Consider the following 26241-nt stretch of genomic DNA (forward strand, 5'->3'; position numbering starts at 1 on the left):
CGGCCTGCCGGCGGATCACACCAGCTTGTATCCGCAGTTGGAGCAGAAGTTGCCTTCGCCCGCCTTCGCGCCGCAGTTCGGGCAGAAGTTCGGCCGCGCGGCCCCGCCGGTCCCGGGCGCCTGCCCGGCCGCCGGCGTCTGCGCGGGACGGGGCTGCATCGCCTGGTTCATGTTCTCCAGCATCTTCCCCGCGATCTGCATGCCCATCATCATGCCCGCCATGTCCGGGGCGACGCCGCTTCCGCCCGTTTTGCCGGACGCCATCGCCTCCGTCATCGCGATCTGCTGGTACCGCCCGATGTCGCCCACCATCCCCTGCGACGCCACCTTGTTGATCATGTCCTGGACTTCCTTCGGATAGTTGAAGCTCACGATCGTGAACCCCGTGATCGTGATCCCGCTCTTCATCATCTCCATGTCCAGGTCTTCCCGGATCCCCCGGCCGATCTCCGCCGCGTTCGCCTGCAGGTTGAACATGTCCCGGCCTTCCCGCGTGATCCACTTCATCAGCAGCTGGTCCAGCACCGCGCTGATCCGGATCCGCACGTCCTCGACCAGATACTGGTCGCGCACGCCGGCGATCTGATCGATGAACGTCACATAGTCGCTCACCTTGAACGTGTACGTGCCGTGGGCGCGTACCGGCATGCCGCCGGGGAAGCCCGCGGCCGGAATGTTGATGACGTTCGGCGTGCCCCACTTGACGACGAATTCCTTCGTGCTGACGAACAGCACCTCGACCCGCATGCCGCTGTTGAAGCCGAACTTGAATCCCTTGAGGGTGGAGAGGAACGGGATGATCTGCGATTCGATGTCGTACTCGCCCTCGTCGCGGAAGATGCCCTCGATCTTCCCGTTGTTCAGGAAGATCGCGTCCTGTCCCGGGCGGATGATCAACCGGCTGCCCTTCTTGATCTCGTCGTTCTTCCACTTGTAGAAGATCATGTCGTCGCGGAATTCCTTCCACTCCACCACGTTCGCGAACTGCTTGCGGAAAAACATCGGATCTCCTCCTCGCCCTCGATGATCGGAACCGGCCCCTGCCGGATCGGAGCTTTCTCCGCCCGAGCGGAATCTGCCGCATCAGATCCCGGTCAATCGGACTCGACGCATCAGAACTTGCCCCGGCTGCTGCTGAAGGACCGGCCGCCCGGCGTGACGCCGCCTCCGCCGCCGAAACTTCCCCCTCCGGAGGAAGGCTTCTCGATCTTCGTCTTCGTGACGGTCTTGTGCGTGAACACATCCGACCGGCCGACGACGCCCGAGCGCCGTTCGTCGAGATAGGTGCGGGCGTTCACGGTCACCCGGCCGCCGGCGTTCATCGCCATGACGCCGACGGCGACGGCGGCGACAACCAGCGAGACGGCGACCTGGAACCACGCCTTGAACAGGATGTTGTCCGGATTGACACCGGGGCGGTAGCCCATATAGTCGTGGGCCAGTCCAAGGTATTTTTCGAACGCCTCGTAGAATTCCCCTTCCGACAGGAGGGGAGTGATCTTCCCGCGGATTTTGTCCAGCCTTCCGGAATCGAGCAGGGTTTCGGCCTTGCCGAATCCGGCCAGGAACACGTCGCGCTCCGCCAGGTCGACGGCCAGAATCGCGGCGTTGCCGTGGGGCCGGTCGTATCCCGGGGCTTCTTCGTCGTAGAACCGGGCGACATATGCTTCGATGTCCGGTCCGCCGGTGCCGTTCAGCGTGATGATCAGGAAATCGGTCTCGCGCTCCGCGCCCAGCCTGGCGGCAAGGCTGCCTAGCGCCCGCTCCTCCTCTTCGGCGAGCAGATCCGCGTGGTCGTACACCAGCTTTTTGGCGCGAACCGATTCCGCCGCGGCCGGAAACGCGAGCATCAGCGCAAGCAGGAGGGCGGCGGGCAGCAGGCACGCAAGCGCCGTTCCCTTCCGTCCGATCACAGGAAACCGCCTCCCAACGCCCAGGACAGGGTCTTCATCGCGAGCAGCGTGCCGGCGAAAATGCCGCCGAACCAGGCGGCGATTTTGGCCCGGCTGAGCGGCGGCCTGCCGGTGATCTTGCCGGTCTGGCCGTTCATCGCGAAGTTGTGCTTGAAGTTGTCGTAGTCGTAGACGACGAGCCAGACGGGAAGCAGCACGTAACGGCTTTCGACGTGCCGCGTGTCGATGTCCTCCGATACCCGCGTGACGGTGGCGTATCCGGAGAAACTGGAGCGGATCGCCGACTCGATGAAGCCGCGGATTTTGTCCTTCGCCCGGTCCAGCAATTCGCGGTCCGTGAACTGGTATTTTTCCGCCAGGAAGCCTGCCAGATACGCCGGGCGGAATTCCTTCAGCCCGTCGTACCGGTAGGGCTCGAGCCGGTCCATGAAGGCGTCATCCATCTTCGCGGACGCGTCGACGGGCACTTTGAGGTAATGCAGATCGAGCTCGCGGTATACATCGTAATAATGCGTCTCGGTGTACAGGTAGTCCCCCCTCCTGTAGGTGCGGACCTTCGTGCATACGGCCCGGACCTTGACCCGGCTGTTCAGATCGTACAGCCAGAACGGCACATAGATGCCCGTGATGCTGTTGATCCGGTCGGCCGTCATGAATCCGCGCGGCGTGAGCAGCCCGTTGCGGCACCATTTCCTGAACGCCTTGATCGCTTCTTCCCTGCCGATCGCGAACGGAATGACATACTCCGGCGCATGTTCCCCCGCCACCCGGTCGGCGAGGACGACGCCCGCGCCGCAGAACGCGCAGACCGTCGCGGCCGTCTCGGGCAGCGCCATCAGGTCGGCGCCGCAGTTCTCGCAGTGATACGCGGCGGTCCCGTCATGCCCGGGCTTCGGCCCGGAATCGGGCCTTGCGTCCGCCGCCTCGACGTCCATCTGCGCGCGGCAGGAGGGACAAACCAGTGTGCCGGTGCCGGCGTCGAACACCATATCGCTGCCGCAGCCGTGACATTTGTGGTGCAGGGTCATCATGGGCGACACCCCCCTCCGTCCGGTTCACGGTTAGCGGAAAAAGGCCGGGCCGGACGCGTCCCGGACGGCGGACCGCCTGGGACCGCTGCATCCTCCGGGTCGTCCGCCCGGATCCATACGCAAAGAAGCTGCGGCCGCATGCGGGCCGCAGCTTCCCGGTCAAGCCTGATCCTTGCCCTGAATCCGCGCTTTCAGAGCGGCCAGTTCCTCGTCGATCGACGCTCCCGACGGCGCATCGTATTTCGCTTTCAATTCCTCGATGTCGTCCGCGGCGCCCGCGTTCAGCTCGGCCAGCGCTTCGGCCTTGTCGAGCTCGCGGTTGATCCGGTCCTCCATCCGCCCGAACGCGGAGAGCGACCGGCCGGAATTCGCCGCCGAAGACGTGATCTCGTTGATCCGCTGCTGCGTCTTCGCGACCGACCATTTCGCCTTCAGCATCGCGCGGCGCTGCTCCAGCTCCCGGATGTCGCTGACCAGCTTGTCGTGGAGCTGCCGCATCTTCTCGGCGTTGGACGCGGCGATCTGCCACGCCTTGTGCAGCGACTCGGCCTGCGCGGAGGCTTGCGCCTTCCGCTCGAGGAACCTCCTTGCATCCGCCTCGTTGCCGGCTTCGAGCGCCTTGATCGCGTATTGCTCCAGCTTCGCGATCTCCTCCCGGCACTCGTCGTATTCGCGCCTGGCGCGGCGCTCCTCGGCGATGACCGCGGCCGTCTCGGACTTCACCTTCCCGAGATCGCTGTTCAGATTGCGCAGGTACTGGTCAATCATTTTCTCCGGATTTTCCGCCTTGTCGAGCAACGCATGGAAATTTGCCGCCATGATGTCCCGGAAACGCGCCAATATGCTCATTTTCCCACACCCTCCCGTCTGCCGGAGCCAATTTTCCAATTTACAGTCATTCATACTGTATGAACGGGAAAAAAGTTTCAACCAATATATGCAATCTGGTAAACTTCAATAAAGAAAACGGATTCATTCCCCATCAGGCATTCATCATCCGAGGAAAGGGGCCAGACGGCATGATGCAAGAAGCCACGAGTTCCGACAGCAGGCAGAAGCGCCGCGAAGCCCTGTACGGCCTGCTCGGCAGGCTGCCCGACCGGCTCGGCGAGCCCGCGTTCCGCACGCTGGAGCGGAGGATCGAAGGCGGCATCGCGATCGAGAAACTGGTGCTGGAACTGAACGGGCTGGAGCCGGTTCCCGCATACTTCCTGAAGCCGAAGGATGCGGAGGGCCGGCTGCCGCTCGTCGTCTACAACCATTCGCACGGAGGTTACTACGACGTCGGCAAGGAGGAGGTGTTGCGCTCCGCCCCCTACCTGCAGAAGCCGTCATACGGGGAGGCGCTGACGGCGGAGGGGTACGCGGTGCTCTGCATCGACCATTGGGCGTTCGGCGAGCGGAGCGGGCGGACGGAGCGGCAGATTTTCAAGGAAATGCTCTGGCGCGGCCGCGTCATGTGGGGCATGATGGTGTTCGACAGCATCCGCGCGCTCGATTACGCGGTCACCCGGCCGGACGTCGATCCGGAGCGCATCGCCACGCTCGGCATGTCGATGGGCGGCACGATGGCCTGGTGGCTGGCGGCGCTCGATCCGCGCATCCGCGTGACGGTCGACCTGTGCTCGCTGGTCGAGTACGATGCGCTGCTCGAGACGGGCGGCTACGACAGTCACAATTTTTATTATTTCGTTCCGGGGCTGCTTGGGCACTTCCGCGCCTCGGACATCAGCGCGCTGATCGCGCCGCGGCCGCACCTGAGCCTGGCGGGCGAGCGGGACCGGCTCACGCCGCCGGCGGGACTCGATGCGATCGACCGGAACATGCGGGAATTGTACCGCGCGCTCGGAGAGGAGGAGCGCTGGCGGCAGCTTCGGTATCCCGTCGGCCACGAGGAGACGGGGGAGATGCGGCGGGAGGCGCTCGCGTTTTTGCGGAAGTGGCTGTAGGACGCGGTCGGACTCGGGGAACATTCGTTCGTTTTTTCTTCCGTTCGGGCGGCCGGCGTGGTAAACTGGGGAAGGTCGAAAGCAACGGCGGAAACGGAGATTTGAAGCGATGGCGAAGATCAGGACGAAGTTCGTCTGCACGTCATGCGGCACCGAATCGCCGAAGTGGATGGGGAGATGTCCCGGCTGCGGCGAGTGGAACTCGATGGTCGAGGAGCGGGAAACGGCGCACCGGGCGCAGGCGGCGGTTCGCGCCTTCCAGGCGCAAGAAAAACCGAAGGCGATCATACACATAGAGAGCGGACGCGAGCCGCGCATCGAGACGAGGATGCGGGAGCTGAACCGCGTGCTCGGCGGCGGCATCGTGCCGGGATCGCTCATCCTCGTCGGCGGCGATCCGGGCATCGGCAAGTCGACGCTGCTGCTGCAGGCTTCGCACGAGTTGGCGCTGGCCGGCCGGACGGTGCTCTACGTCTCGGGCGAGGAGTCGGTCCGGCAGACGAAGATGCGGGCGGACCGGCTCGGCGCGCTGCACGAGCGGCTGTTCGTGCTGTGCGAGACGAACGTCGAGCGGATCGGCGAGGCGATCGACGAGGTGCAGCCGGATTTCCTCGTCATCGACTCGATCCAGACGATGTACGAACCGTCCGTTCCGTCCGCGCCCGGCAGCGTCGCGCAGGTCCGGGAGTGCACCGCCTGGTTCATGCGCGCGGCGAAGGGACGCGGGATCGCGACCGTGCTGGTCGGGCACGTGACGAAGGAGGGCGCGATCGCCGGCCCGCGGCTGCTCGAGCACATGGTCGACTGCGTCCTCTATTTCGAAGGCGAGCGGCATCACGCGTACCGGCTGCTGCGGGCGGTGAAGAACCGGTTCGGCTCGACGAACGAGATCGGCATTTTCGAGATGTCGGAAGCGGGACTGCGCGAGGTGGAGAACCCGTCGGAGCTGTTCCTGTCCGAGCGGCCGCTCGGCGTCTCCGGCTCGACGGTCGCCGCGAGCATGGAGGGGACGCGGCCCGTGCTCGTCGAGCTGCAGGCGCTGGTCGCGCCGACGATGTTCCCGTCCCCGCGGCGCATGTCGGCCGGCATCGACCATCAGCGGATGGCGCTCATCATCGCCGTGCTCGAGAAGCGGATCGGCCTGTTCCTCCAGAACCAGGACGCGTACCTGAACGTCGCCGGGGGCGTGCGGCTGGACGAACCCGCCGTCGACCTGGCGGCCGCGGTCAGCATCGCGTCCAGCTTCCGGGACGTGCCGACGCGGCCGTATGACGTCTTCTTCGGCGAGGTCGGGCTGACGGGCGAGGTGCGCGCCGTCTCCCGTGCAGAGCAGCGGGTGAAGGAGGCGGCCAAGCTCGGGTTCAAGCGGGTCATCATGCCGGAGCGGAGCCTCAAGGGGTGGAAGCCGCCGGAGGGTATCGAGATCATCGGCGTCGGGTCGCTGGAGGAAGCGCTCCGGGTCGCGCTGGGCTAGGCGGCCGGCGGACGGCCGCGGAGCGGCTGCGAACGCGGGCTGCGGCGGGCAGGGGCGCGGGTTCCCGATCCCGCGGCGGCGCGGCGCCGGAAGGGGCGGAAGCATCACAGGGCGCCGGGCCGCGCGGCCCGCGGCGATTCGCGCTTTCAGGAACAAGGGTTCATTGACAGGCACATCCGATTTTCTTTAGAATAGGGTGAATCCGGCTCCCCGTCATGAGACGCGGACCGCAGGCGTTCCGCCTGCAGACGCCGGTCTTCGCGTCATGGATGCGGCCGCCCGGGAGAACGGTTCCGTCCGGTCGTCCCGGGGCACTGTTGAGATGAGGTGGAGCAGATGTTCACGAAGTCCATACCGAGTCTGATCACGATCGGCAACCTGTTCCTCGGGATTGCCGCGATCATGCTCGTGTTTCACGGGAACCCGCAGCTCGCGGCCCTGATGGTCATCTTCGCCATGCTGCTCGACGGCGTGGATGGCCGGGTCGCCCGGGCGCTGGACGCGCAGAGCGACTTTGGCAAGGAACTGGACTCGCTGTCCGACGTCATCTCCTTCGGCGTAGCTCCGGCCTTCATTATGTACGTTGCCGCGTTCCAGGAAGTGAATCCCGCCGCGGCGTGGATCGTCACGGCGATCTTTCCGATCTGCGGCGCGCTCCGGCTGGCGCGGTTCAACACCGCCTCCGGCAATCCGGGCTATTTCGTCGGCCTGCCGATTCCGGCCGCGGGCGTCGTCGTCGCGACGCTGGCGCTGTTCTACGGGGACATCCCCGTCATCGTCCTGATGGTCGCCACGCTGGTGCTGTCGTTCCTGATGGTGAGCAACATCAAATATCCGAATTTCAAGAAGGTCGGCATTCCGCGCCATGCGGTGTGGATCGTGCCGCTGATCGTGGCGGTCGCGGTCGCGCTCGGCCTGCTGTTCCCCGACCATCTGGCGAAGATCCTGTTCGTCCCGCTGGCGCTGTATGCCCTCTACGGACTAAAAAAAAACGTTGACCGCCGCATCGCGAAGAAGAAGAGGGCCCGCGCCCTCCAGGCGGAGGAATCGGCGAAGTCCGAACATACGGCCTGAAAGCAAAGCGAGCCCGGGGACCGCATCCGCCGTCTCCGGGCTTGTTCGTTCGCTCATGGGGCGCAGCGCCGACGACCGGTTCAGGTCATGTTGAAAATGCCAAGCGTGGCGCATTTCTTCGATTCCTGCTCGAGCACGTCGTCCAGCCGGATGTCGAGCAGGTTCGCGAGCGCGCTCATATAGAAAAACTGCCTGCCGAGCTCGAATTTCAGCACGTCGCGGCAGTTCTCGCACAAACTTCCCGAGATGTGATGGTCGAGCTTCAGCTTCAGCTCTTCGATGCCGAGATCGCTGCGGAAATCCTGCCTGCGGGCATGCAGCTCGATGCACCCGCATTCCGTGACGGCCTTCGTGACGGCGCGGTTCACGGAAGCGGCCGATTGTACGTGCTTGGACAAGACATCCATCAGACTGCGGTGGCGAAGCAGCAACCCGGATACCTGCCGCTGAAAATCCTCCAGCGTCAAACCTTCCACCCCATTTCGAGAATGTGCTTCCGATTTCCATTATAGAGCAAGCGGACCGGATTTCCAAAAAAGATTTCGCGTGCCCGCGCGGGAGAACGCCGGTAAAAATCGCCTCCTTACGGTTAGGCCGACCATGATCGGCGCATACTTGTAACGGAGGTGAAGCTCATGGCGGTCAAACGCGTGATCCAGGCGCTCGGACTGATCCTCGGCGGCATGGCGGGCGACTCGGTCCATGCCTGGACCCATGGAACCGCAATCTGGAGCGGTTACGGCGATCTGACCCGATCGGGCAGCTACTACGCCGACGTCGCCCTCGGAGCGCTGCTCGGCCTCGCGGCCGCGACGATGCTGGCCGGACCGGCGGTTCACTGGATGCAGCGGGGCGCGGAGCGCGCGGCGTCCGTCCCGACCATCGACCTTGCGGCGGGCGGCCTGGGGATGACGGCGGGGCTGGCGATCTCGGCGCTTCTCCAACCGGCGGTATCGCGGCTGCCGGGTGCGGGAGCGGTGCTGCCGGCCGTGATGACGCTGCTCTTCGGCTATATGGGAATGCGCATCGGATTGAACAAGAAGGAGGAGATCAGCGGATTCTTCCGGATGCTGCTTGAGTCGAGGCGTCCGCCCGCGCAGGAGGAGGAAGAGCCGAGGCACCACGAGCACAAGATTCTGGATACCAGCGTCATCATCGACGGAAGGATTGCGGATATCTGCAGGACCGGATTCATCGAGGGTACTCTGGTCATTCCCGAATTCGTGCTGGAAGAGTTGCAGCATATCGCCGATTCTTCCGACCTGCTCAAGCGGAACCGGGGACGCCGCGGCCTCGACATCCTGAACAAGATCCAGAAGGAACTGGACGTGAAGGTGGTCATCTACGAAGACGACTTCGACGAGCCCGGCGAGGTGGACAGCAAGCTGGTGAAGCTCGCGAAGGCGCTGCGCGGCAAAGTGGTGACGAACGATTTCAACCTGAACAAGGTGTGCGAGCTGCAGGGAGTATCGGTCCTGAACATCAACGATCTCGCGAACGCCGTGAAGCCGATCGTGCTCCCCGGCGAGGAGATCGTCGTCCAGGTCATCAAGGACGGCAAGGAGCACGGCCAGGGCATCGCCTATCTGGACGACGGCACGATGATCGTCGTCGAGGGCGGGCGCGACTTCATCGGCTCGACGATGGAGGTGCTCGTCACGAGCGTGCTGCAGACGTCGGCGGGGCGCATGATCTTCGCGAAGCCGAAGCTGCTCGAGAAGGCGCAGTAACCGGGGCTTGCGGTCCGGCCCGGATTGCCTGCATGCATCGGGGTTGCAGACGGCGAATTCCGCGGGCGTGCGGACGGACGTGCCGGAAAGCGCTGGTTCGGCGGGCGCGCCGGCGGGAAGCGAGGCGAACGGCTACGGGAACCGTCCGGCGGGATCCGGCATGGCGCCGGGTCGCGCGGGCGGTCCATTTTTTTGTGCCGATACGAAAAATGAGCGCTCCCACCTAAAATCCGTGTCATTTGCAAGCGCTATCATTCGTGTTAGCCTGAAGCTGAACCCTGCAAGACACGCGATGAAGAAGGGGGAAACCACACGTGCGAAAGCCACTCCACATCCTGCTGACGGCGATCGTCGTTCTCACGCTGGCCCTGGCCGGCTGCTCCAAGCGCGAAGGCTCGGGCAACGGCGGCGCGCCGGACGGCGCCGGGACGGCGGAGAAGCCGCAGACCGAATCGAATGTTACGGGTTCGTCCGGCGGCGGGTCGGGCGAGAAGAAGCGGATCACGGTGTACGGCACCGCGGCCGACAAGGCGGTACAGGACGTGTACAAGGAAATCGCCGGGGCCTTCATGGCGGAGAATCCGGACATCGAGGTCGATCTGCAGTTCCCCGGCTCGGAATACGAGAACATCCTGAAGGTCAAGATGGCGGCGAACGACCTGCCCGACGTCTGGGATACGCACGGCTGGGCGGTCATCCGGTACGGCCATTATCTGGCCGACCTGCGGGATGAAGCATGGGTCGCGGACATGACGGACACGATCCGCGACGTGGTGACGGACGAGACCGGCAAGGTGCACGCGCTCGTGCTCGCCGAAGCGAAGGACGGCCTCACGTACAACGCCGACCTGCTCCGGCAATACGGCATCGAGCCGCCGCGGACGATCGACGAGCTGATGGCGGCCGCGGAGAAGATCGTGACCGAAAGCAACGGCCAGGTCATGCCGTTCTACTTCTCCGGCATCGACGACTGGATGATCGGGCAGTTCTTCGACTACTTCGCGACGTCGCTGCTGATCAGCCCGCAGCAGAACGAGGCGGAGAACCTGCTGAACGGCACGATGGACTGGAGCAAATGGACGCCGCTCGCGGAAGTGTTCCTCGACATGTACAAGAAAGGGTACATCAACAAGGACGTGCTGACCGCGAAATACAGCGACCTGCCGACCCTGTTCGCCCAGGGCAAGGTGGCGTTCACGCTGCTCGGTCCTTCCTTCGCCGACGAAGTGCACAAGATCAATCCGGACATCGAGATCGGCCTGATGCCCGTTCCGGCCTGGTACCCGGACGACGAGCCGAATTTCTCGGGCGGCGAACGGTACACGATGGGCGTCTGGAAGGACAGCAAATATCTCGAGGAAGCCAAGAAGCTGGTCGCCTATTTCGCGAAGCCGGAAAATCTGGCCAAGTTCGCCAACGTGACGAAGTTGCCGGCCGGCATCAAGGGCGTCGAGGCGAATCACGAATTTACGGAGTACTATGACAGGTACGCGAACATCCGCGTCTTCCCGTACTTCGACCGCGTCTATCTGCCGAACGGCATGTGGGATGTCATGTGCAAGACGGGTACCGCCCTGCTGGCCGAGCAGGTGACGCCGGAGCAATTCTCCGAGAAGATGAGGCAGGAAGTCGAGCGTCTGAGAAACCAATAATGCGACCGGACCTGGCAGGGGGCCGCGAAGAACCGGCCCCTTGCCCGTTTGTCCCGCGTCCCGGGCGCGGCGCGACGGTCCGTCCCCGCCGAATGGACTTGCGATTGATGTAAGATAGGGGTTGACGCAATCGACATTCGGCCGACGCGCGAGAGAGGGGATGGGCATGACGCTGACGCTTCGGCAAAAACTGGTCGTGCTGTACCTGCTGACCGTCGCGGTTCCGCTGGTCGTGATGATCGCCATCCTGCCTGCCTACTACCGGGACTTGTTCAACCGGCAGACGTCGGAGCTGTACGAGGGCACGCTGTCGTCCCTCACCTCCAATGTGGAAATCTATCTGGACGAGCTGGAGCGGCTGACGATCATGCCCTATCTGTCGAACGATGTCATGGTCGCGATGAAGCTCAGGGCGGACGGCCGCTTCGACGAGGCCAGCGAGTATTCCCGTCACCTCGCGGAGCGCGCGCTTCGCTTCACGCTGCCGAATCAGCTCCGCCAGACGCGCAACGATATTCTCGGCACCATCCTGGTGCTGGCGGACGGCTCGGTCTATTCCGTCAACAACACGAACCAGCCGGTGGAGCCGGATCCCGACTATCCGTACGAACGGCAGGAGTGGTACCGCAAGGCGGTGGAGCATGACGGCCGGGTGGCGTATATCAGCAGCCATCCGCAGGATTATTTCGGATCCGACCGGCAGGTGTTCTCCGTGGCCCGGCTGCTCAAGGACCCGGATTCCGGCAGGCCGCTGGGCGTCATGATGGCGGACGCGGACAACATCATCCTGGAGAACATCATCCGCAACGTCCGGTTCAACGTGACGACCATTGTGGCGGTGCTCGACGAGAACAATCGGCCGCTGTACGCGAACCGGCCGCTGACCGACGCGATGCTGGCCCAGCTGGCCGAAGGCCGGCAGACGGTGGCGGGACCGGACGACACCTACCGCACCGTCGTCAAAACGGTGGAAAAGTCGGGCTGGAAAATCGCCGTGCTGTTCTCCAACCGGGAGTTTCAATCGAAGCTGGCCTGGCTTTACCGGATCGGCCTGCTGTTCGCCGCGGGCGGCGTGCTGCTGACGCTGCTGCTCCACGTGTCGTTGACGCGCTGGATCGTCCGGCCGTTCACGGACATGGTGCGCGTCATGAAGAAGGTGCAGCACGGCGATCTGGACCAGCAGATCGACATCAGGGGAAGGGACGAGATCGCCCAGCTCGGCTCCGCGCTCAACATCATGATTTCGCGGCTCAAGGAGCTGATCGACCGGGAATACCGCGCCGAGCTCGGCAAGCGCAACGCGGAATTCCGGGCGCTGCAGTCCCAGATCCATCCGCATTTCCTGTACAACACGCTGAACGGCCTGATCGGCCTGAACCGTTCCGGACAGCACCGGCAGCTCGAGAAGGCCATCCTGTCGCTGAGCGGCATGCTCCGCTACACGCTGGAACAGGCGGACACCTCCACGCTCGGGCGCGAGATGGACTTCCTCGGGGCCTATCTGGAACTGCAGCAGCTCAGGTTCGGGAACCGGCTGGCCTATGACCTGGCGTACGATCCGGAGCTGGCCGATTTCCGGCTGCCGAAGCTGCTTCTCCAGCCGCTCGTCGAGAACGCCGTCATCCACGGGATCGAACCGCTGGACCGCCAGGGAAGGCTGACGATCCGGGCGGAGCGCGTGACGGAGCCGGACGGCGCGGGGGGATCGTGGGTTCGGATCCGGATCGAAGACGACGGAGCGGGGTTCGACATCGCCACGTCCGGCGAAGGCGTCGGCGTCGCGAACGTCCGCGAGCGGCTCGGGCTTTTCAACCGGGAAGCGAAGCTGATGCTGCGCAGTGTGCCGGGGAAGGGAACGACGACGGAGCTGCGGATTCCGGCCGGGGAGGTGACTGCCGGATGAAAATCGTCATTGCCGATGACGAGCCGTTGGTGCGCGTCAGCCTGAACAGCATGATCCAGGAGATGGAGGCATCGTGGGACATCGTCGGCGAAGCCGGAAGCGGGGAGGAGCTGCTGGATCTCCTCGCCGGACATCAGCCGGAAGTCGCGATCGTCGACATCCGCATGCCGAAGCTGGACGGCCTGGAAGCGATCCGCCGGGGCCGGGAGCTCTCGCCGCTGACGCGGTGGATCATCCTGTCGGGGTTTTCCGACTTCCAGTACGCGCAGCAGGCGCTCCGGCTCGGCGTGAACGAGTACCTGCTCAAGCCGGTCAACCCGGAGGAGCTGGAGAAGGCGCTCCACGCGGTCAGCGCGCAGAACCGGGAATACGCGTACCTGCTCAACTGCCAGTTCGAGAACCGGCTCATCGCGCTGGTCCACGGGCTGACGAACCCGGCTTCGGAACCGAAGGACAGCCTGCTGCGCAAGGGACATTTCCAGGCGCTCGTGTTTCTCTTCGACAGCCCGATGGAGGCCCGGGAGCTGGAGCCGCTGAAGGGCGCGTTCATCGACGAACTGCGGCGGGCCGTGCCGGACTATCTCGTCTGCGGCCTGCAGCTGGCCCTGTTCACGATGACCGGAGCGGAGTATGTGCTCGCCGGCGTCTGGGATCCGGAACGGGCGGATGCGCGCGGAGCCGCGAGGCTGTTCTTCCGTCATGCGGAGGAGGCCGCCCGGCTGATCCGGAGCGGCGAACTGGCCGTCACCGCGGTGCTGTCCGACCCCTGTGACTGCCGGGAACGGTTCTTCGGGCATCTCCGCGAAATCCAGGATCATGCCGGCTTTCATCTCGTATCCGGCATGAACCGGACCTGGACGTATGCGCAGATGAAGCGGATGGCCGAACCGGAGGAGCGGCTGAAGCTCGGCCGCCTGCTCCTCCGGCTTGCGGGCGACTGCCGCAACCGGCTGTATCTGAATTACCAGCACACGCTGGAGGAGATCGGCGCCCTCCTCGCCGGCATGCCGGAAGAGCTTCTGACCGGCGAGATCCGGCGCAACATCCGCGATTACGTCCGGTTGGCGTTCGGCGTGGAACTGGCGGACGATGACCGGACGGCCTGGATCCGGGAGCTGAAGGAGTGGGGCGAGCGCTGGCTGCGGCGGAACGCGGACGGGGCGGAGCCGCAGGATCTGGTCGATCAGATGCTCCGGTACATCGACCGGCATTACATGGAGAACCACATCAGCCTGAACCAGATCGCCGGTGAACTCAACGTGACGCCCAGCTACCTGAGCGCGCTGTTCCACAAGAAGACCGGCACGACATTCATCAAATATCTGACCCGGCTGCGGATCCTGAAGGCGAAGGAGCTGCTGCTCGGCACGAACCTGCAGGTCCGGCAGATCGCGGAGCGGGTCGGCTATCACAGCACCAGATATTTCACCAGACTGTTCGTGGACATGGTCGGCGAATATCCGTCGGATTACCGGAAGAAGGCGAGGAGAGAAGAGCATGCCGATCCTTGATCGAGCGCGCGCGGGTGTCAGGGCGCTCGTCCGGCTCATCCCGGACCGGTGGCGCCATTCGCCGGTCTGGCTCAATCTGCTGTACGTGCCCGCGCTTCTGCTGTTCGGCGTTTTCATCCTCTATCCGTTCATCCGCGGCCTGATGTATTCCTTCACGAACTGGGACGGCTACTCCCAGACGTACAAATGGATCGGCTGGTCCAATTACCGGCGCATGTTCTCGGATCCGGACGTCGCGCGCGTCATCCGGAACACGTTCATCTACGGGCTTGGCAGCGCGCTGTTCCAGAACATCATCGGGCTTGCGTATGCGCTGTTCCTGAATCTGAACCTCCGCCTGCGCGGGCTGACGCGGACGATCGTCTATCTGCCCGCGATCATCAGCCCGCTGATCATGGGCTACATCTGGTATTTCTTCTTCCAGTACCACGGAGGGGCGATCAACGACATCGTGCTGCTGTTCTCCGACGAGCCCCTCAATCTGCTGGGAGATCCGGACCTGAACGTCTGGATGATCACGATCGTGAATACGTACCAGTTCTGCGGCGTCGCGATGGTGATTCTGCTCGCGGGCCTGCAGGTGATCCCGAAGGATTTCCAAGAGGCGGCGAAGATCGACGGGGCCGGCGCGCTGGCGCGGTTCCGCCACGTCACCTGGCCGCTCCTGGCGCCCGCGGTCACGGTCAGCGTCGTGCTGAACGTCATCGGCGGCCTGAAGCTGTTCGACGTGATCACCGCGCTGACGAACAGCGGGCCGGGCTATTCGTCCGCGTCCCTGTCGACGCTCATGTATCTGCTCTATTTCGGCAGGCAGGACGCGGGATACGCGGCGACGATCGGCAACCTGATGTTCGTCATCATTTCCGTCGTGAGCTTCACGATCCTGTTCTACCTGAAGCGAAGGGAGACGCCGCTGGCATGAGGAAGATCGCCTGGGTACGCGAAGGGCTCGCGCTGCTCATCTGTCTCATCCACGTGCTGCCCTTCTACATTCTGGCCACGACGTCGTTCAAGGCGCACGATGATTTTTCCTCCAAATGGGTCGCGCCGGGCTATCTCTATCTGGACAATTTCGTCAACGCCTGGCGGGAGGCGCATCTGGACCGGGCGTTTCTCAACAACGTGATCGTGACGGCCGGATCCGGGCTCCTGATCGTGCTGGTCGGCTCGATCGCGTCGTATCCGCTCGCGCGGTACCGGACGCGGCTGAACCGGGCGGTGTACGGCATTTTCGTGTCCGCGCTGATCGTGCCGCCGCTCACGATTCTCGTGCCGCTGTACCGGTTCATGGTGGACATCGGCGCGATGAACACGCTGTGGGGCATCATTCTGCTCCATGTGACGTTCAGCCTGCCGATCACGATCTTCCTGTACACCGGCTTCATCAGCTCGATCCCGTTCGAGCTCGAGGAAGCCGCGCTGATCGACGGGGCGGGCCGGTTCCGCCTGTTCTACCTGATCCTGATGCCGCTTCTGAAACCGATTACGGCGACCGTCATCATCCTGACCTGCGTGAACATCTGGAACGACTACCAGTTCTCCGTGTTTTTCCTGCAGCGCTCGGAGATGCACACGATCACCGTCGCGCTGTCCGGATTTTTCAGCCAGTACAACAACTACATCGGCTGGGTGGCGGCCGGCTCGTTCCTCGGCGCCGTTCCGATCACGCTGGTGTACCTGTTCCTGCAGCGCTATTTCATTCAGGGCCTGTCTTCCGGCGCGGTGAAAGGCTGAGGACCGGGAAGGACGATCAGGCTGGGGGGAGGCTGGCTTGATGGCGATTTTGTATGACGAGGTTCGAAGGATTTTTCATTTGCAGACGCCGGGAACCAGCTACGTCATCGGGCTCGTGAAGGACGGCGCGGCGCCCGTCCATCTCTACTGGGGCCGGAAGATCCGGCCGGGCGCCGAAGAGCGGCTCCTGCGCCGGGGGTGGCGGCACGCGCCGGCGCCGTTTCCGGGCGACAACACGCTCTCGTACGACTGGCTGCCGCTGGAGTATCCCGGCTACGGCACGGGCGATTTCCGCCATCCGGCGTACGAGGCGCAGCTGGACGACGGCACGACGGCCGTGGAGCTCATCTACGACAGCCATCGCATTCTCCGCGGCAAGCCGCCGCTCGAGGGGCTGCCGGCCGTCTACGTCGAATCGGACGACGAGGCGGAGACGCTGGAGCTTGTGCTCGTGAACCGGTATTCGGGCCTGAAGGCGGTGCTCTCCTATACGGTGTTCGCGCGGCACGACGCGATCGCCCGGTCGGTGCGGTTCGTCCACGAGGGCGATCGGCCGATCCGGCTGCTCCGGGCGCTCAGCGCGAGCGTCGATCTGCCCGGCAGCCGTTATGACTGGCTTCACCTCAGCGGCGCCTGGCTGCGGGAGCGGATGATCGAACGGCGGCGGCTCACGACGGGCACGCAGGGCATCGAAAGCCGCCGCGGCGCGAGCAGCCACCAGCACAATCCGTTCATCGCCCTCCTGTCCCCGGACGCGGACGAGGATCACGGCGACGTGTATGCGATGAATCTCGTCTACAGCGGCAGCTTCGCGGCGCAGGCGGAGGTGGACCAGTACGGCACGACCCGCCTGTCGATCGGGTTGAACCCGTTCGATTTCGGCTGGCTGCTCGAGCCCGGCGAGTCGTTCCGGACGCCGGAGGCGATACTGGTCTACTCCGCGGAGGGGCTGGGGGCCATGTCGCGCACGTTCCACCGGCTGTACCGGACGCGGCTGTGCCGGGGCACGCACCGCGACCGGATCCGTCCGATTCTCATCAACAACTGGGAAGCGACGTACTTCGATTTCACCGAGGAGAAGCTGCTCGAGATCGCGCGGTCGGCCCGCGGGCTCGGCATCGAGCTGTTCGTGCTGGACGACGGCTGGTTCGGGAAGCGGAACGACGACACGTCGTCGCTCGGCGACTGGAAGGCGAACGAGCGGAAGCTGCCCGGCGGGCTCCGGCGGCTGGCGGAGCGGGTGCGGGACGAGGGCCTGCTGTTCGGGCTGTGGATCGAGCCGGAGATGGTGTCGCCGGACAGCGATCTCTACCGTGCGCACCCGGACTGGTGCCTCCACGTGCCGGGCCGGCGGCGGACGGAGATGCGGAACCAGCTCGTGCTCGATTTTTCGCGGGAAGACGTGTGCGAAGCCGTGTACCGCATGATTGCGGACATCCTGTCCTCCGCGCCGATCGGCTATGTGAAATGGGACATGAACCGGAACATGACCGAGATCGGCTCCGCCGCCCTGCCGCCCGAACGGCAGCGGGAGACGGCGCACCGCTACATGCTCGGGCTGTACCGGGTGCTCGACCGGCTGACGCGCGAGTTCCCGCATGTGCTGTTCGAGGGCTGCGCGAGCGGCGGCGGGCGGTTCGACCCGGGCATGCTGCACTATATGCCCCAGACTTGGACGAGCGACAACACCGACGCGGTCGCCCGCCTGAAGATCCAGTACGGCACGAGCCTCGTCTATCCCGCGATCGCCACGGGCGCCCACGTGTCGGCCGTGCCGAACCACCAGACGGGCCGCGTCACGCCGCTCGACATGCGCGCGCACGCGGCGATGTCCGCCAACTTCGGGTACGAGCTGGACGCGACGGCCCTGACCGAGGAAGAGAAGGAGCAGCTGCGGCGGCACGTCGCGCTGTACAAGGAGATCCGGCATCTCGTCCAGTTCGGCGACCTGTACCGGCTGCTCAGCCCGTTCGAGGGCGACGAGGCGGCCTGGATGTACGTGAGCGAAGATCGGGCGGAGGCGGTCGTGTTCTATTTCCGCGTGCTGGCCGAGGCGAACGGACCCTTCAGGCGCTTCCGGTTGAAGGGGCTGGACCCGGACGCCGCTTACCGGCTGGAGCCGCTTGACGGGCGGGAGGACGCGAACGGATCCGGGTCCGTGTACGGCGGGGATCAGCTCATGTGGGCGGGCCTGCATGCCGAGACGGGCCCCGGGGATTTCCGGAGCCGCCTGTGGCGGTTGACCCGGGTGTGAGATGGCGGCAATCTCCTTAATCGATGAGCATGTTCAAGCATGCTCCCCTTTTCCCGGAGGGAATGGCGGACGGGCCGATCGGGCGCGCCGCGGTTCCCGTTTTTTTTTGGGCCGGTCAGCGGCCGGGACGGCGGCATCCTTGCGAAAAGCGCGGAGATTCCCTTGCGGACGGATCCGCCGCTGTTCCCGCCGCCTCCCGCCGGAGAAGCGCGACGCCTCCGTCGACTCCCGGCGCCGGCGCGCGCCGCCCCGAACGCCGTCGGCCGTTGAAGCGCCGGCGGCGCTGGTGTTATGATAGGGGGGATATGCTGGCTGAAGGAAGGCGGGACTGCCGCATGATGGAACAATCGGCGGATCCGGGCGCCGCTTGGCCGGCCTGGAGCGCGGTCGTCGTCGCGGCGGGGCGCGGCTCGCGCATGGGAACGGACGAGCCGAAGCAGTATCTCGAATTCGCGGGCAAGCCGATCCTGCTGTACGCGCTGGAACTGTTCGAGGCGATGCCGGAGATCGGCGAGATCGTGCTGGTGGCCGCCGCGGATGAGATCGGACGGTGCGAGGCGCTGTGCCGGGAGCGCGGGCTGCGCAAGGTGCGGCGGATCGTCGCCGGCGGCGCGGAGCGGCAGCAGTCGGTATACCGCGGAATCGAGGCGGCGTCGGGCGACTGGGTGCTCGTGCACGACGCGGTGCGGCCGCTCGTGACGGCCGACGCGGTCCGGCGCTGCATGGCGCGCGCCCTTGAGACCGGCGCCGCGGTGCTCGCCGTGCCGGTTAAGGACACGATCAAAGTCGTGGACGAGGCCGGCCGGATCAAGGAGACGCCGGACCGCCGCGCGCTGCGGGCGGTGCAGACGCCGCAGGCGTTCCGTCGCGGGCTGCTGCTCGCCTGTCACGAGCGGGCGGCGCGCGAGGGATTCGCCGCCACGGACGACGCGATGGTCGTCGAGCGGTACGGCCATCCGGTGGCGGCGGCGGAGGGCGAATATGCGAACATCAAGATCACGACGCCGGACGATCTCGCGGCGGCGGAATGGCTGCTCAGGACCCGTCGTCCGGAGGCCGGGGCGGCTCCCGCGGGTTCGCCGGCGGGCGGGACGGAAGGAGCGGACGGCATGATCCGGATCGGACAAGGGTTCGACGTGCACGCGTTCGCGGAAGGGCGGCCGCTCGTCATCGGCGGCGTGACGATTCCCCACGAACGCGGCCTGCTCGGGCACTCGGACGCCGACGTGCTGCTGCACGCGATCGCGGACGCGGTGCTCGGCGCGCTCGGGCTCGGCGATATCGGGAAGCATTTTCCCGACACCGATCCCCGATACAAGGACGCCGACAGCACGAAGCTGCTCGGGCACGTCTGGTCGCTCGCGAAGGAGCGCGGATACCGGCTCGGCAACGTCGACGCGACGATCATCGCGCAGCGGCCGAAGATGGCGCCGCACATTCCGCGGATGGTCGAGACGATCGCGCGCGTGCTCGAAGCGGATGATCCGTCGCGGGTGAACGTGAAGGCGACGACGACCGAGCGGCTCGGGTTCACGGGCCGCGAAGAGGGAATCGCGGCGCAGGCGGTCGTCTGCCTCGTGAAGCGGGAACGGGAGTAGACGGCGGGCTTTCTTTTTCGGAAATCGGGAAATCGCAGCGGAAAGGGGTAGCGGTCATGGCAAGCGAAGTCCGCGTCCGTTACGCGCCGTCGCCGACGGGGCATCTGCACATCGGCAACGCGCGGACGGCGCTGTTCAATTATCTGTTCGCGCGCAGCGCGGGCGGAACATTCGTCATCCGCATCGAGGACACCGACACGAAGCGGAACGTCGAGGGCGGCGAGGAGAACCAGCTCAAGTATCTGCGCTGGCTCGGCGTGGACTGGGACGAGGGGCCGGACGTCGGCGGGCCGTACGGACCGTACCGGCAGACGGAACGGCTGGACTACTACCGCGAGCTGACGGAAGACCTGATGAGGCGCGGCCTCGCCTACAAATGCTACTGCACGGAGGAGGAGCTGGAGCGCGAACGCGAGGAACAGGCCGCCCGCGGCGAGACGCCGCGCTATTCCGGCCGATGCCGGAATCTGACCGAAGCGGAGCGCGCGGCGCTGGAGGCGGAAGGGCGCACGGCGAGCATCCGCTTCCGGGTGCCGGAAGGGAAGACGTACGCCTGGAACGACATGGTGAAGGGCGAGATCGCGTTCGAGTCCGACGGCTTCGGCGACTTCGTCATCGTGAAAAAGGACGGCATCCCGACCTACAACTTCGCGGTGGTCGCCGACGATCACGCGATGCGGATCAGCCACGTGCTGCGCGGCGAGGACCACATCTCGAACACGCCGCGCCAGCTCATGATCTACGAGGCGTTCGGCTGGGAGCCGCCGGTGTTCGGCCACATGACGCTGATCGTGAACGAGCAGCGCAAGAAGCTGAGCAAGCGGGACGAGACGATCGTCCAGTTCATCGAGCAGTACGAGAAGCTCGGCTATCTGCCGGAAGCGCTGTTCAACTTCATCGCGCTGCTCGGCTGGTCGCCGGAGGGCGAGCGGGAGCTGTTCAGCCGCGATGAGCTGACGCGGATCTTCACGCCGGACCGGCTCAGCAAGAGCCCGGCCGTGTTCGACCCGCAGAAGCTGGCGTGGATGAACGGCGAGTACATCCGGATGGCCGACCCGGACCGGGTCGCGGCGCTCTGCGTGCCGCATTTGCAGGCGGCGGGCTTCCTGCCGGAGGAGCCGGACGCGGCGCAGCTGGAGTGGACGAAGCGGCTGGTCCTGCTCGTCCGGGAGAAGCTGCACAGCGCGGCGGACATCGTGCCGCTCGCCGAGGTGTTCTTCCGCGAGGATCCGGAGGACGAGCCCGAGGCGGCCGGGGTGCTGCGCGAGGAGCACGCGCCGGTCGTGCTGCGCGCGTTCCTCGACGCGGTGCGCTCCGCGGAGGGCGAGTGGACGGTGGACGCCGTCAAGGCGCTCTTCAAGGATGTGCAGCAGGCGACGGGATTCAAGGGGAAGCAGCTTTTCATGCCGATCCGTGCGGCGCTGACGGGTCAGACGCACGGATCGGACCTGAACGAGACGATCGCGCTGCTCGGCCGGGAGAAGACGGAAGCGCGCCTGGTGAAGCGGCTGGGCTGATCGGGATCTGCGGCGGCCCGCGCGCGGCCTGAACGGCGGGTCCGGCCGATCAGGCCGGGCGGACGCGGTCGGTACCGCACGCATGACCGGGTCCGGCCGGACCGATGCGGGCGGGCGATGGTTCGCCGCGCGCCCGCGCGCAGCGTGCGCCGGTTCGCCTCCGTGCGCCGGTTCGCCTCCGCGCGCCGGTCCGCCGGATTGAAAGTTCACGCGCCTCGGGTTATACTTGTTGACAGACGGGCTCCCGCCCCGGGTGCGCGGGGCGCGGGGAGCGAAAGACAAGCGCATACGGCGACAAGCGTTGAACAGGAGAAGTACGTTCCGGCAGGATTCCCAGAGAGGACAACCGCGTGCGGGCGGTTCATCCGCCTTGTGCGCCGGCTGGAAGTTGTCCATTCCGCGGAACCGAACATGCGCCTGGGAGCTTCGCCCCGAACCCGCGGCCTTTCGTCCGGCGGCAGTAGGCGGCGACGGGTCGCGCCGTTACACGCGGCAAGAGATGGGAACGCGTGGCGTCGGGTCTCCGGCCTGACGGTCCCGCAAGCGGGCGCGGACGGCGTTCCCAAGCAGAGTGGAACCGCATGGAATCATGCCTCTGCAGCTTCGGCTGCAGAGGCTTTTTTGGCGTAGGGGCGAACGGAACGCGGACGGGCGGCCGGCGCGATTTCGTCCATACGGGGGTGAGAAAAAAGGGATGTTTCGCACGTTGAAGTCCGACATTCAGGCGGTGTTCGACAACGATCCCGCGGCGCGCAACTGGCTCGAGGTCGTGCTGACGTACTCCGGGCTGCACGCCATCTGGATGCACCGGATCGCACACGCGCTGTACAAGCGGAAATTCTTCACGCTCGCGCGCATCGTTTCGCAGTTCAGCCGGTTCATGACCGGGATCGAGATCCATCCCGGCGCGAAGATCGGCAAGCGGCTGTTCATCGACCACGGGATGGGCGTCGTCATCGGCGAGACGTGCGAGATCGGCGACGATGTGGTCATCTACCAAGGGGTGACGCTCGGCGGCACGGGCAAGGAGAAGGGCAAGCGCCATCCGACGATCGGCAACAATGTCGTCATCGGCGCGGGCGCGAAGGTGCTCGGCTCCTTCAAGGTCGGCGACAACTCGAGAATCGGCGCGAACTCGGTCGTCGTGCGGGAAGTGCCGCCGAACAGCACGGTCGTCGGCATTCCCGGACGGGTCGTGCGGAGCAACGGCCAGCGGGTCGACCGGCTCGACCATACGAAGATTCCGGACCCCATCATGGAAGTTTTCCGGAGCATGCAGCGGGAAATCGACGAGCTGCGCGGGGAACTGGAGGCGCTGAAGCGGCAGGCGGAAAGCCGGTCGGCGCGGGAGCAGGCGGCGCAGGCGGTGACGGTGCAGGCGGCTGCCGCCGAGCCGGCGCCGGCCGCCGCGCCGGAGCGGTCTTCGGGATCCGTGCCGGAACGGGATGCGGACAGACAGAAGATCACGACCGGAGGAGACGCGTGACATGACAGTCGGCGAAATCCGAATCTACAACACGATGACACGGGAGAAGGAAGTGTTCGTCCCGCAGACGCCGGGCAAGGTCAACATGTACGTATGCGGACCGACCGTATACGACTACATCCACATCGGCAACGCGCGGCCGGCGATCTTTTTCGACGTGGTGCGGAGGTATTTCGAGGCCGTCGGCTACGAAGTGAACTACATCGTCAACTTTACGGACGTGGACGACAAGCTGATCCGCAAGGCGCAGGAGCTCGGTTCGACGGTGCCGGAGGTCGCGGAGAAATATATCGCGGCCTACAACGAGGACATCGAGGCGCTCGGCGTGCGCAAGGCGACGGTCAATCCGCGCGTCATGCACCACATTCCCGAGATCATCGCGTTCATCGAGGGGCTGATCGCGAAGGGATACGCCTACGAGAGCGGCGGAGACGTCTATTTCCGGACGCAGAAGTTCCCGGATTACGGCAAGCTCTCGCACCAGAAGCCGGAGGAACTGCAATACGGCATCCGGGTCGAGGTGGGCGAGAAGAAGGAGAACCCGCAGGATTTCGCGCTGTGGAAGGCGGCGAAGCCGGGCGAAATTTTCTGGGAGAGCCCGTGGGGACCGGGGCGACCGGGCTGGCACATCGAATGCTCGACGATGGCGCGCAAGTACGCGGGCGACACGCTGGACATCCACGGCGGCGGCCATGATCTCCAGTTCCCGCATCACGAGTGCGAGATCGCGCAGTCGGAGTCGCTTACCGGCAAGCCCCTCGCGCGGTACTGGATGCACAACGGCTACATTCACATCAACAACGAGAAGATGTCCAAGTCGCTCGGCAACTTCGTGACGGTGAAGGATTTGCTGAAGCGGACGAAGCCGGCGGCGCTGCGTTATTTCATGCTGTCGGCGCACTACCGGAGCCCGCTCAATTTCAGCGAGGAGGCGATCCGCCAGGCCGAGAACAGCGTCGAGCGGATCGCGATTTGCCGCGTCAACCTGAACCACCGGCTGGCCGCGCTCGGCAGCCGCGGCGCCGCCGAGGCGGAGCGGGCGCGCGGGACCGGGTCGACCGGCGAGCCGGAGCTTGACCGCAGGATCGCGGAGATCCGCGCCCGGTTCCACGAGAAGATGAGCGACGATTTCAACACGCCGGACGCGGTGACCGCGCTGTTCGATCTCGTGAGCGAGGCCAACCAGGTGCTGAAGCGGGAAGTCGTATCGGGCGCCGTCCTCCAAGTGCTGCTCGACGAGCTGGAGGCGATCGACCGGGTGCTCGGCCTGCTGCCGCCGGAGGACGACGCGAAGCTCGAGGACGAGGAGATCGAACGGCTGATCGCGGAGCGGACGGAGGCGCGGCGCAACAAGAACTGGGCGCGCGCCGATGAAATCCGGAGCCTTCTGGCCGAACGGGGCATCATTCTCGAGGACACGCCGCAGGGAGTGCGCTGGCGCCGGAAATGAGCGAACCGCAATCAGCCGCACGCGAAGGAATGGACGGGGAATGCCGGGAGCACGAGCGGTGGCCGGTCGAACCGCCGGCAAGGCCGCCGCACCTGATGAATCCGATGGCGCTCGCCTATGTCGGCGACGCCGTTTTCGAGCTTTTGGTCCGCCAGCATCTGGCGGCCCGGCCGAACCATAAGCCGGGAGAGCTGCACCGGAGCGCGGTCCGGTACGTCTCCGCGAAGGCGCAGCGCGCGCTGCTCGACAAGCTGAAGCCGCACCTGACGGAGGAAGAGGCCGAAATCGTCCGCCGCGGCCGCAACGCGAAGTCCGGACCGCCCCCGAAGGGAGCGGACATGGTCGATTACCGCCACGCCACCGCGCTGGAATGCCTGTTCGGCTGGCTGTATTACGCGGGCCGGTTCGGGCGCATGGCGGAATTGTTGCGCGTGGCGGACGAAGAAGGACCGCTGGCCGGCTCCGGCAGCCGTCCGACGCAAGGAGGGTGACCGATGACCGGTCGGGAGACAGACATCGGGCAGGATGAGATCATCGCCGGCAGGCATCCGGTGCTGGAGGCGCTCAGGGCCGGCCGGGACATCCACAAGATCTGGATCGCCGAGGGCGTCCGGCGCGAGCTGATCCGGCCGATCGAGGAGGAGGCGCGCCGCCGCGGCATCGTCGTCCAGACGGCGGACCGGCGCAAGCTGGACCAGATCGCGCCGGGAGTCGCCCACCAGGGAGTCGCCGCGCAGGCGGCCGCCCACCGCTACGCGGAGCTGGACGAACTCTTGGAGCGGGCCGCGGCGAAGGGCGAGCCGCCGCTTCTCCTGCTGCTCGACGAGATTGAAGATCCGCACAATCTCGGGTCGATCCTGCGCACGGCCGAATGCGCGGGCGCGCACGGCATCGTCATTCCGAAGCGGCGCTCGGCGGGGCTGACGGCCGCCGCCTACAAGGCTTCCGCGGGCGCCGCCGCGCTCGTGCCCGTCGCCCGCGTCACGAACCTGGCGCAGACGATCGACCGGCTGAAGGAGCGCGGCATCTGGATCGCCGGCGCCGACGCGGCCGCGCCGGACGACGTCTGGCGGGCGGACCTGACGCTGCCGCTTGCGATCGTGATCGGCAGCGAAGGCCGGGGCATCGGCCGGCTCATCCGGGACAAATGCGATTTCCTCGTCAGACTGCCGATGTTCGGCCGAATCAACTCCCTGAACGCGTCCGTCGCCGCGGGCGTTCTGCTGTACGAAGCCGTCCGGCAGCGGGCCGCCGCGGCGGACAAGGGCGGAAGCGGCGTCCGGCCGGCGGAGCGGGACGTCTGACATGACCGTATCGCGGGAAGTCGTGCTCCTGGTCGACGGCTACAACATGATCGGCGCATGGCCCGAACTTGAAAGGCTGAAGGAGCGCGACTTCGAGGAAGCGCGCGACCGGCTGCTGGATATGCTCGCCGAATACCAGGGCTATTCCGGCACGAAGGTGTACGTCGTATTCGACGCGCACCAGGTGCCCGGCCCCGGCAGGACATACCGGCAGCGGCGGCTGAACGTCATTTATACGAAGGAAAACGAGACCGCGGACGCGTGCATCGAACGGCTCGTCGGCGAGCTGTCCGGGCGGGGGCGGCACATCTACGTCGCGACGTCCGACCACGTGGAGCAGCGCGTCGCCTTCGGCAAGGGAGCGCTCCGGATTTCGGCCCGCGAGCTGCTGATCGAGATCGAGCAGAACCGCAAATGCATCGACGACGCGCTGCGCCGGATGCCGGACAGGCGCAATCCGCTGGACGGGCTGCTGGACCCGGGCATCCGCCTGAAGCTGGAGCGGATGCGCCGCGGCGGGGAGGATTCGGACAAGGAATAAGCCCGGATGAAGGTCCGGCTTTTTCTTTTTGACGCACAACGTGCGTGAGTACTCACTTGAAAATCGGAAGCGGCCGGCGTATACTGGCGCCAAGAAAGTGAGTGATTACTCACTCGCATC

The 26241-nt window shown here is 65.5% G+C and carries 22 protein-coding genes and 1 pseudogene; 18 read left to right on the forward strand and 5 right to left on the reverse strand.

All coding sequences use genetic code 11. The features are described from left to right. Positions 1–15: 15 nt before the first annotated feature. The 4 genes from A9Z00_RS10610 to A9Z00_RS10625 form a co-directional block, all read right to left on the reverse strand. On the reverse strand, positions 16–1002 hold the full coding sequence (locus A9Z00_RS10610) for an SPFH domain-containing protein (protein WP_296976911.1): 987 nt from the start codon (positions 1000–1002) through the stop codon (positions 16–18). Between the two features lie 110 nt (positions 1003–1112). Continuing rightward, positions 1113–1913 carry a TPM domain-containing protein gene (locus tag A9Z00_RS10615; RefSeq protein WP_296976914.1) on the reverse strand — a complete coding sequence of 267 codons (801 nt, stop codon included), beginning with the start codon at positions 1911–1913 and terminating at the stop codon, positions 1113–1115. Next, positions 1910–2941, reverse strand: coding sequence for a TFIIB-type zinc ribbon-containing protein (locus A9Z00_RS10620; protein WP_296977146.1), 1032 nt, complete (start codon positions 2939–2941; stop codon positions 1910–1912). The genes A9Z00_RS10615 and A9Z00_RS10620 overlap by 4 nt, the downstream gene beginning before the upstream one ends. A 162-nt stretch (positions 2942–3103) precedes the next feature. Beyond that, positions 3104–3793: a PspA/IM30 family protein gene (locus A9Z00_RS10625; RefSeq protein ID WP_296976917.1), complete on the reverse strand. Its 690-nt coding sequence runs from the start codon at positions 3791–3793 to the stop codon at positions 3104–3106. Between the two features lie 170 nt (positions 3794–3963). Here A9Z00_RS10625 and A9Z00_RS10630 point away from each other — a divergent pair, with 170 nt between their 5' ends. The 3 genes from A9Z00_RS10630 to pssA all read left to right on the forward strand — a co-directional run bounded on the left by A9Z00_RS10630 (position 3964) and on the right by pssA (position 7441). Beyond that, complete coding sequence (locus A9Z00_RS10630; protein ID WP_296976920.1) at positions 3964–4893, forward strand: alpha/beta hydrolase family protein; 930 nt, start codon at positions 3964–3966, stop codon at positions 4891–4893. Positions 4894–5002: 109 nt separating this feature from the next. Further along, on the forward strand, positions 5003–6367 hold the full coding sequence (radA, locus tag A9Z00_RS10635; protein WP_296976922.1) for a DNA repair protein RadA: 1365 nt from the start codon (positions 5003–5005) through the stop codon (positions 6365–6367). Between the two features lie 336 nt (positions 6368–6703). After that, positions 6704–7441, forward strand: coding sequence for a CDP-diacylglycerol--serine O-phosphatidyltransferase (gene pssA / locus A9Z00_RS10640; protein WP_296976925.1), 738 nt, complete (start codon positions 6704–6706; stop codon positions 7439–7441). An 80-nt stretch (positions 7442–7521) separates the two neighbouring features. Here the strand turns inward: pssA and A9Z00_RS10645 are convergent, their stop codons facing one another. Beyond that, positions 7522–7917, reverse strand: coding sequence for a DUF1573 domain-containing protein (locus A9Z00_RS10645; RefSeq protein ID WP_296976927.1), 396 nt, complete (start codon positions 7915–7917; stop codon positions 7522–7524). Between the two features lie 159 nt (positions 7918–8076). Between A9Z00_RS10645 and A9Z00_RS10650 the strand changes: the two genes are divergently transcribed. The 15 genes and pseudogenes from A9Z00_RS10650 (at position 8077) to A9Z00_RS10720 (ending at position 26121) form a co-directional block, all read left to right on the forward strand. Continuing rightward, complete coding sequence (locus A9Z00_RS10650) at positions 8077–9171, forward strand: PIN/TRAM domain-containing protein (RefSeq protein WP_296976929.1); 1095 nt, start codon at positions 8077–8079, stop codon at positions 9169–9171. A 314-nt stretch (positions 9172–9485) separates the two neighbouring features. After that, on the forward strand, positions 9486–10823 hold the full coding sequence (locus tag A9Z00_RS10655; protein WP_296976932.1) for an ABC transporter substrate-binding protein: 1338 nt from the start codon (positions 9486–9488) through the stop codon (positions 10821–10823). 166 nt (positions 10824–10989) lie between these two features. Further along, complete coding sequence (locus tag A9Z00_RS10660) at positions 10990–12726, forward strand: cache domain-containing sensor histidine kinase (RefSeq protein ID WP_296976934.1); 1737 nt, start codon at positions 10990–10992, stop codon at positions 12724–12726. Further along, positions 12723–14237 (forward strand): response regulator, encoded by a 1515-nt coding sequence (locus A9Z00_RS10665; protein WP_296976936.1) that lies wholly within the window; start codon positions 12723–12725, stop codon positions 14235–14237. The genes A9Z00_RS10660 and A9Z00_RS10665 overlap by 4 nt, the downstream gene beginning before the upstream one ends. Further along, positions 14224–15159, forward strand: coding sequence for a carbohydrate ABC transporter permease (locus A9Z00_RS10670; protein WP_296976939.1), 936 nt, complete (start codon positions 14224–14226; stop codon positions 15157–15159). The genes A9Z00_RS10665 and A9Z00_RS10670 overlap by 14 nt, the downstream gene beginning before the upstream one ends. Beyond that, complete coding sequence (locus tag A9Z00_RS10675) at positions 15156–15971, forward strand: carbohydrate ABC transporter permease (RefSeq protein ID WP_296976943.1); 816 nt, start codon at positions 15156–15158, stop codon at positions 15969–15971. The genes A9Z00_RS10670 and A9Z00_RS10675 overlap by 4 nt, the downstream gene beginning before the upstream one ends. A gap of 40 nt (positions 15972–16011) precedes the next feature. Continuing rightward, the gene (locus A9Z00_RS10680; RefSeq protein ID WP_296976947.1) at positions 16012–18225 is read left to right on the forward strand and encodes an alpha-galactosidase; all 2214 of its coding nucleotides are present in this window, start codon (positions 16012–16014) and stop codon (positions 18223–18225) included. A gap of 338 nt (positions 18226–18563) precedes the next feature. Beyond that, a pseudogene (gene ispD / locus A9Z00_RS10685) lies at positions 18564–19253 on the forward strand (2-C-methyl-D-erythritol 4-phosphate cytidylyltransferase); the annotation flags it as partial. Between the two features lie 81 nt (positions 19254–19334). After that, positions 19335–19823: a 2-C-methyl-D-erythritol 2,4-cyclodiphosphate synthase gene (gene ispF, locus A9Z00_RS10690; RefSeq protein WP_296977148.1), complete on the forward strand. Its 489-nt coding sequence runs from the start codon at positions 19335–19337 to the stop codon at positions 19821–19823. Positions 19824–19879: 56 nt separating this feature from the next. Then, positions 19880–21340, forward strand: a complete 1461-nt coding sequence (gene gltX / locus A9Z00_RS10695; protein ID WP_296976950.1) for a glutamate--tRNA ligase — start codon at positions 19880–19882, stop codon at positions 21338–21340. 694 nt (positions 21341–22034) lie between these two features. Continuing rightward, entirely contained in the window at positions 22035–22826 is a 792-nt protein-coding gene (gene cysE / locus A9Z00_RS10700) for a serine O-acetyltransferase (RefSeq protein ID WP_296976954.1), read from the forward strand. Position 22827: 1 nt separating this feature from the next. After that, positions 22828–24276, forward strand: a complete 1449-nt coding sequence (gene cysS / locus A9Z00_RS10705; RefSeq protein ID WP_296976959.1) for a cysteine--tRNA ligase — start codon at positions 22828–22830, stop codon at positions 24274–24276. Then, the gene (locus A9Z00_RS10710) at positions 24273–24767 is read left to right on the forward strand and encodes a Mini-ribonuclease 3 (protein WP_296976962.1); all 495 of its coding nucleotides are present in this window, start codon (positions 24273–24275) and stop codon (positions 24765–24767) included. Before cysS ends, A9Z00_RS10710 begins: the two co-directional genes overlap by 4 nt. Positions 24768–24770: 3 nt before the next feature. Then, positions 24771–25580 (forward strand): 23S rRNA (guanosine(2251)-2'-O)-methyltransferase RlmB, encoded by an 810-nt coding sequence (rlmB, locus tag A9Z00_RS10715; protein WP_296976964.1) that lies wholly within the window; start codon positions 24771–24773, stop codon positions 25578–25580. A 1-nt stretch (position 25581) separates the two neighbouring features. Beyond that, entirely contained in the window at positions 25582–26121 is a 540-nt protein-coding gene (locus A9Z00_RS10720; protein WP_296976967.1) for an NYN domain-containing protein, read from the forward strand. Positions 26122–26241 lie beyond the last annotated feature (120 nt).

Origin of the sequence: Thermobacillus sp. ZCTH02-B1, assembly GCF_002159085.1 — a bacterium.
GTDB lineage: Bacteria > Bacillota > Bacilli > Paenibacillales > Paenibacillaceae > Thermobacillus.

Bases quoted from the DNA above. Each gene is read 5' to 3' on its own strand.
- gltX (WP_296976950.1), top strand. From the start codon at position 19,880: ATGGCAAGCGAAGTCCGCGTCCGTTACGCGCCGTCGCCGACGGGGCAT.
- ispF (WP_296977148.1), top strand. From the start codon at position 19,335: ATGATCCGGATCGGACAAGGGTTCGACGTGCACGCGTTCGCGGAAGGG.
- pssA (WP_296976925.1), top strand. From the start codon at position 6,704: ATGTTCACGAAGTCCATACCGAGTCTGATCACGATCGGCAACCTGTTC.
- A9Z00_RS10710 (WP_296976962.1), top strand. From the start codon at position 24,273: ATGAGCGAACCGCAATCAGCCGCACGCGAAGGAATGGACGGGGAATGC.
- A9Z00_RS10650 (WP_296976929.1), top strand. From the start codon at position 8,077: ATGGCGGTCAAACGCGTGATCCAGGCGCTCGGACTGATCCTCGGCGGC.
- A9Z00_RS10620 (WP_296977146.1), bottom strand. From the start codon at position 2,941: ATGACCCTGCACCACAAATGTCACGGCTGCGGCAGCGATATGGTGTTC.
- cysS (WP_296976959.1), top strand. From the start codon at position 22,828: ATGACAGTCGGCGAAATCCGAATCTACAACACGATGACACGGGAGAAG.
- A9Z00_RS10630 (WP_296976920.1), top strand. From the start codon at position 3,964: ATGATGCAAGAAGCCACGAGTTCCGACAGCAGGCAGAAGCGCCGCGAA.
- A9Z00_RS10610 (WP_296976911.1), bottom strand. From the start codon at position 1,002: ATGTTTTTCCGCAAGCAGTTCGCGAACGTGGTGGAGTGGAAGGAATTC.
- rlmB (WP_296976964.1), top strand. From the start codon at position 24,771: ATGACCGGTCGGGAGACAGACATCGGGCAGGATGAGATCATCGCCGGC.
- A9Z00_RS10720 (WP_296976967.1), top strand. From the start codon at position 25,582: ATGACCGTATCGCGGGAAGTCGTGCTCCTGGTCGACGGCTACAACATG.
- A9Z00_RS10680 (WP_296976947.1), top strand. From the start codon at position 16,012: ATGGCGATTTTGTATGACGAGGTTCGAAGGATTTTTCATTTGCAGACG.
- A9Z00_RS10670 (WP_296976939.1), top strand. From the start codon at position 14,224: ATGCCGATCCTTGATCGAGCGCGCGCGGGTGTCAGGGCGCTCGTCCGG.
- radA (WP_296976922.1), top strand. From the start codon at position 5,003: ATGGCGAAGATCAGGACGAAGTTCGTCTGCACGTCATGCGGCACCGAA.
- cysE (WP_296976954.1), top strand. From the start codon at position 22,035: ATGTTTCGCACGTTGAAGTCCGACATTCAGGCGGTGTTCGACAACGAT.
- A9Z00_RS10665 (WP_296976936.1), top strand. From the start codon at position 12,723: ATGAAAATCGTCATTGCCGATGACGAGCCGTTGGTGCGCGTCAGCCTG.
- A9Z00_RS10675 (WP_296976943.1), top strand. From the start codon at position 15,156: ATGAGGAAGATCGCCTGGGTACGCGAAGGGCTCGCGCTGCTCATCTGT.
- A9Z00_RS10660 (WP_296976934.1), top strand. From the start codon at position 10,990: ATGACGCTGACGCTTCGGCAAAAACTGGTCGTGCTGTACCTGCTGACC.
- A9Z00_RS10625 (WP_296976917.1), bottom strand. From the start codon at position 3,793: ATGAGCATATTGGCGCGTTTCCGGGACATCATGGCGGCAAATTTCCAT.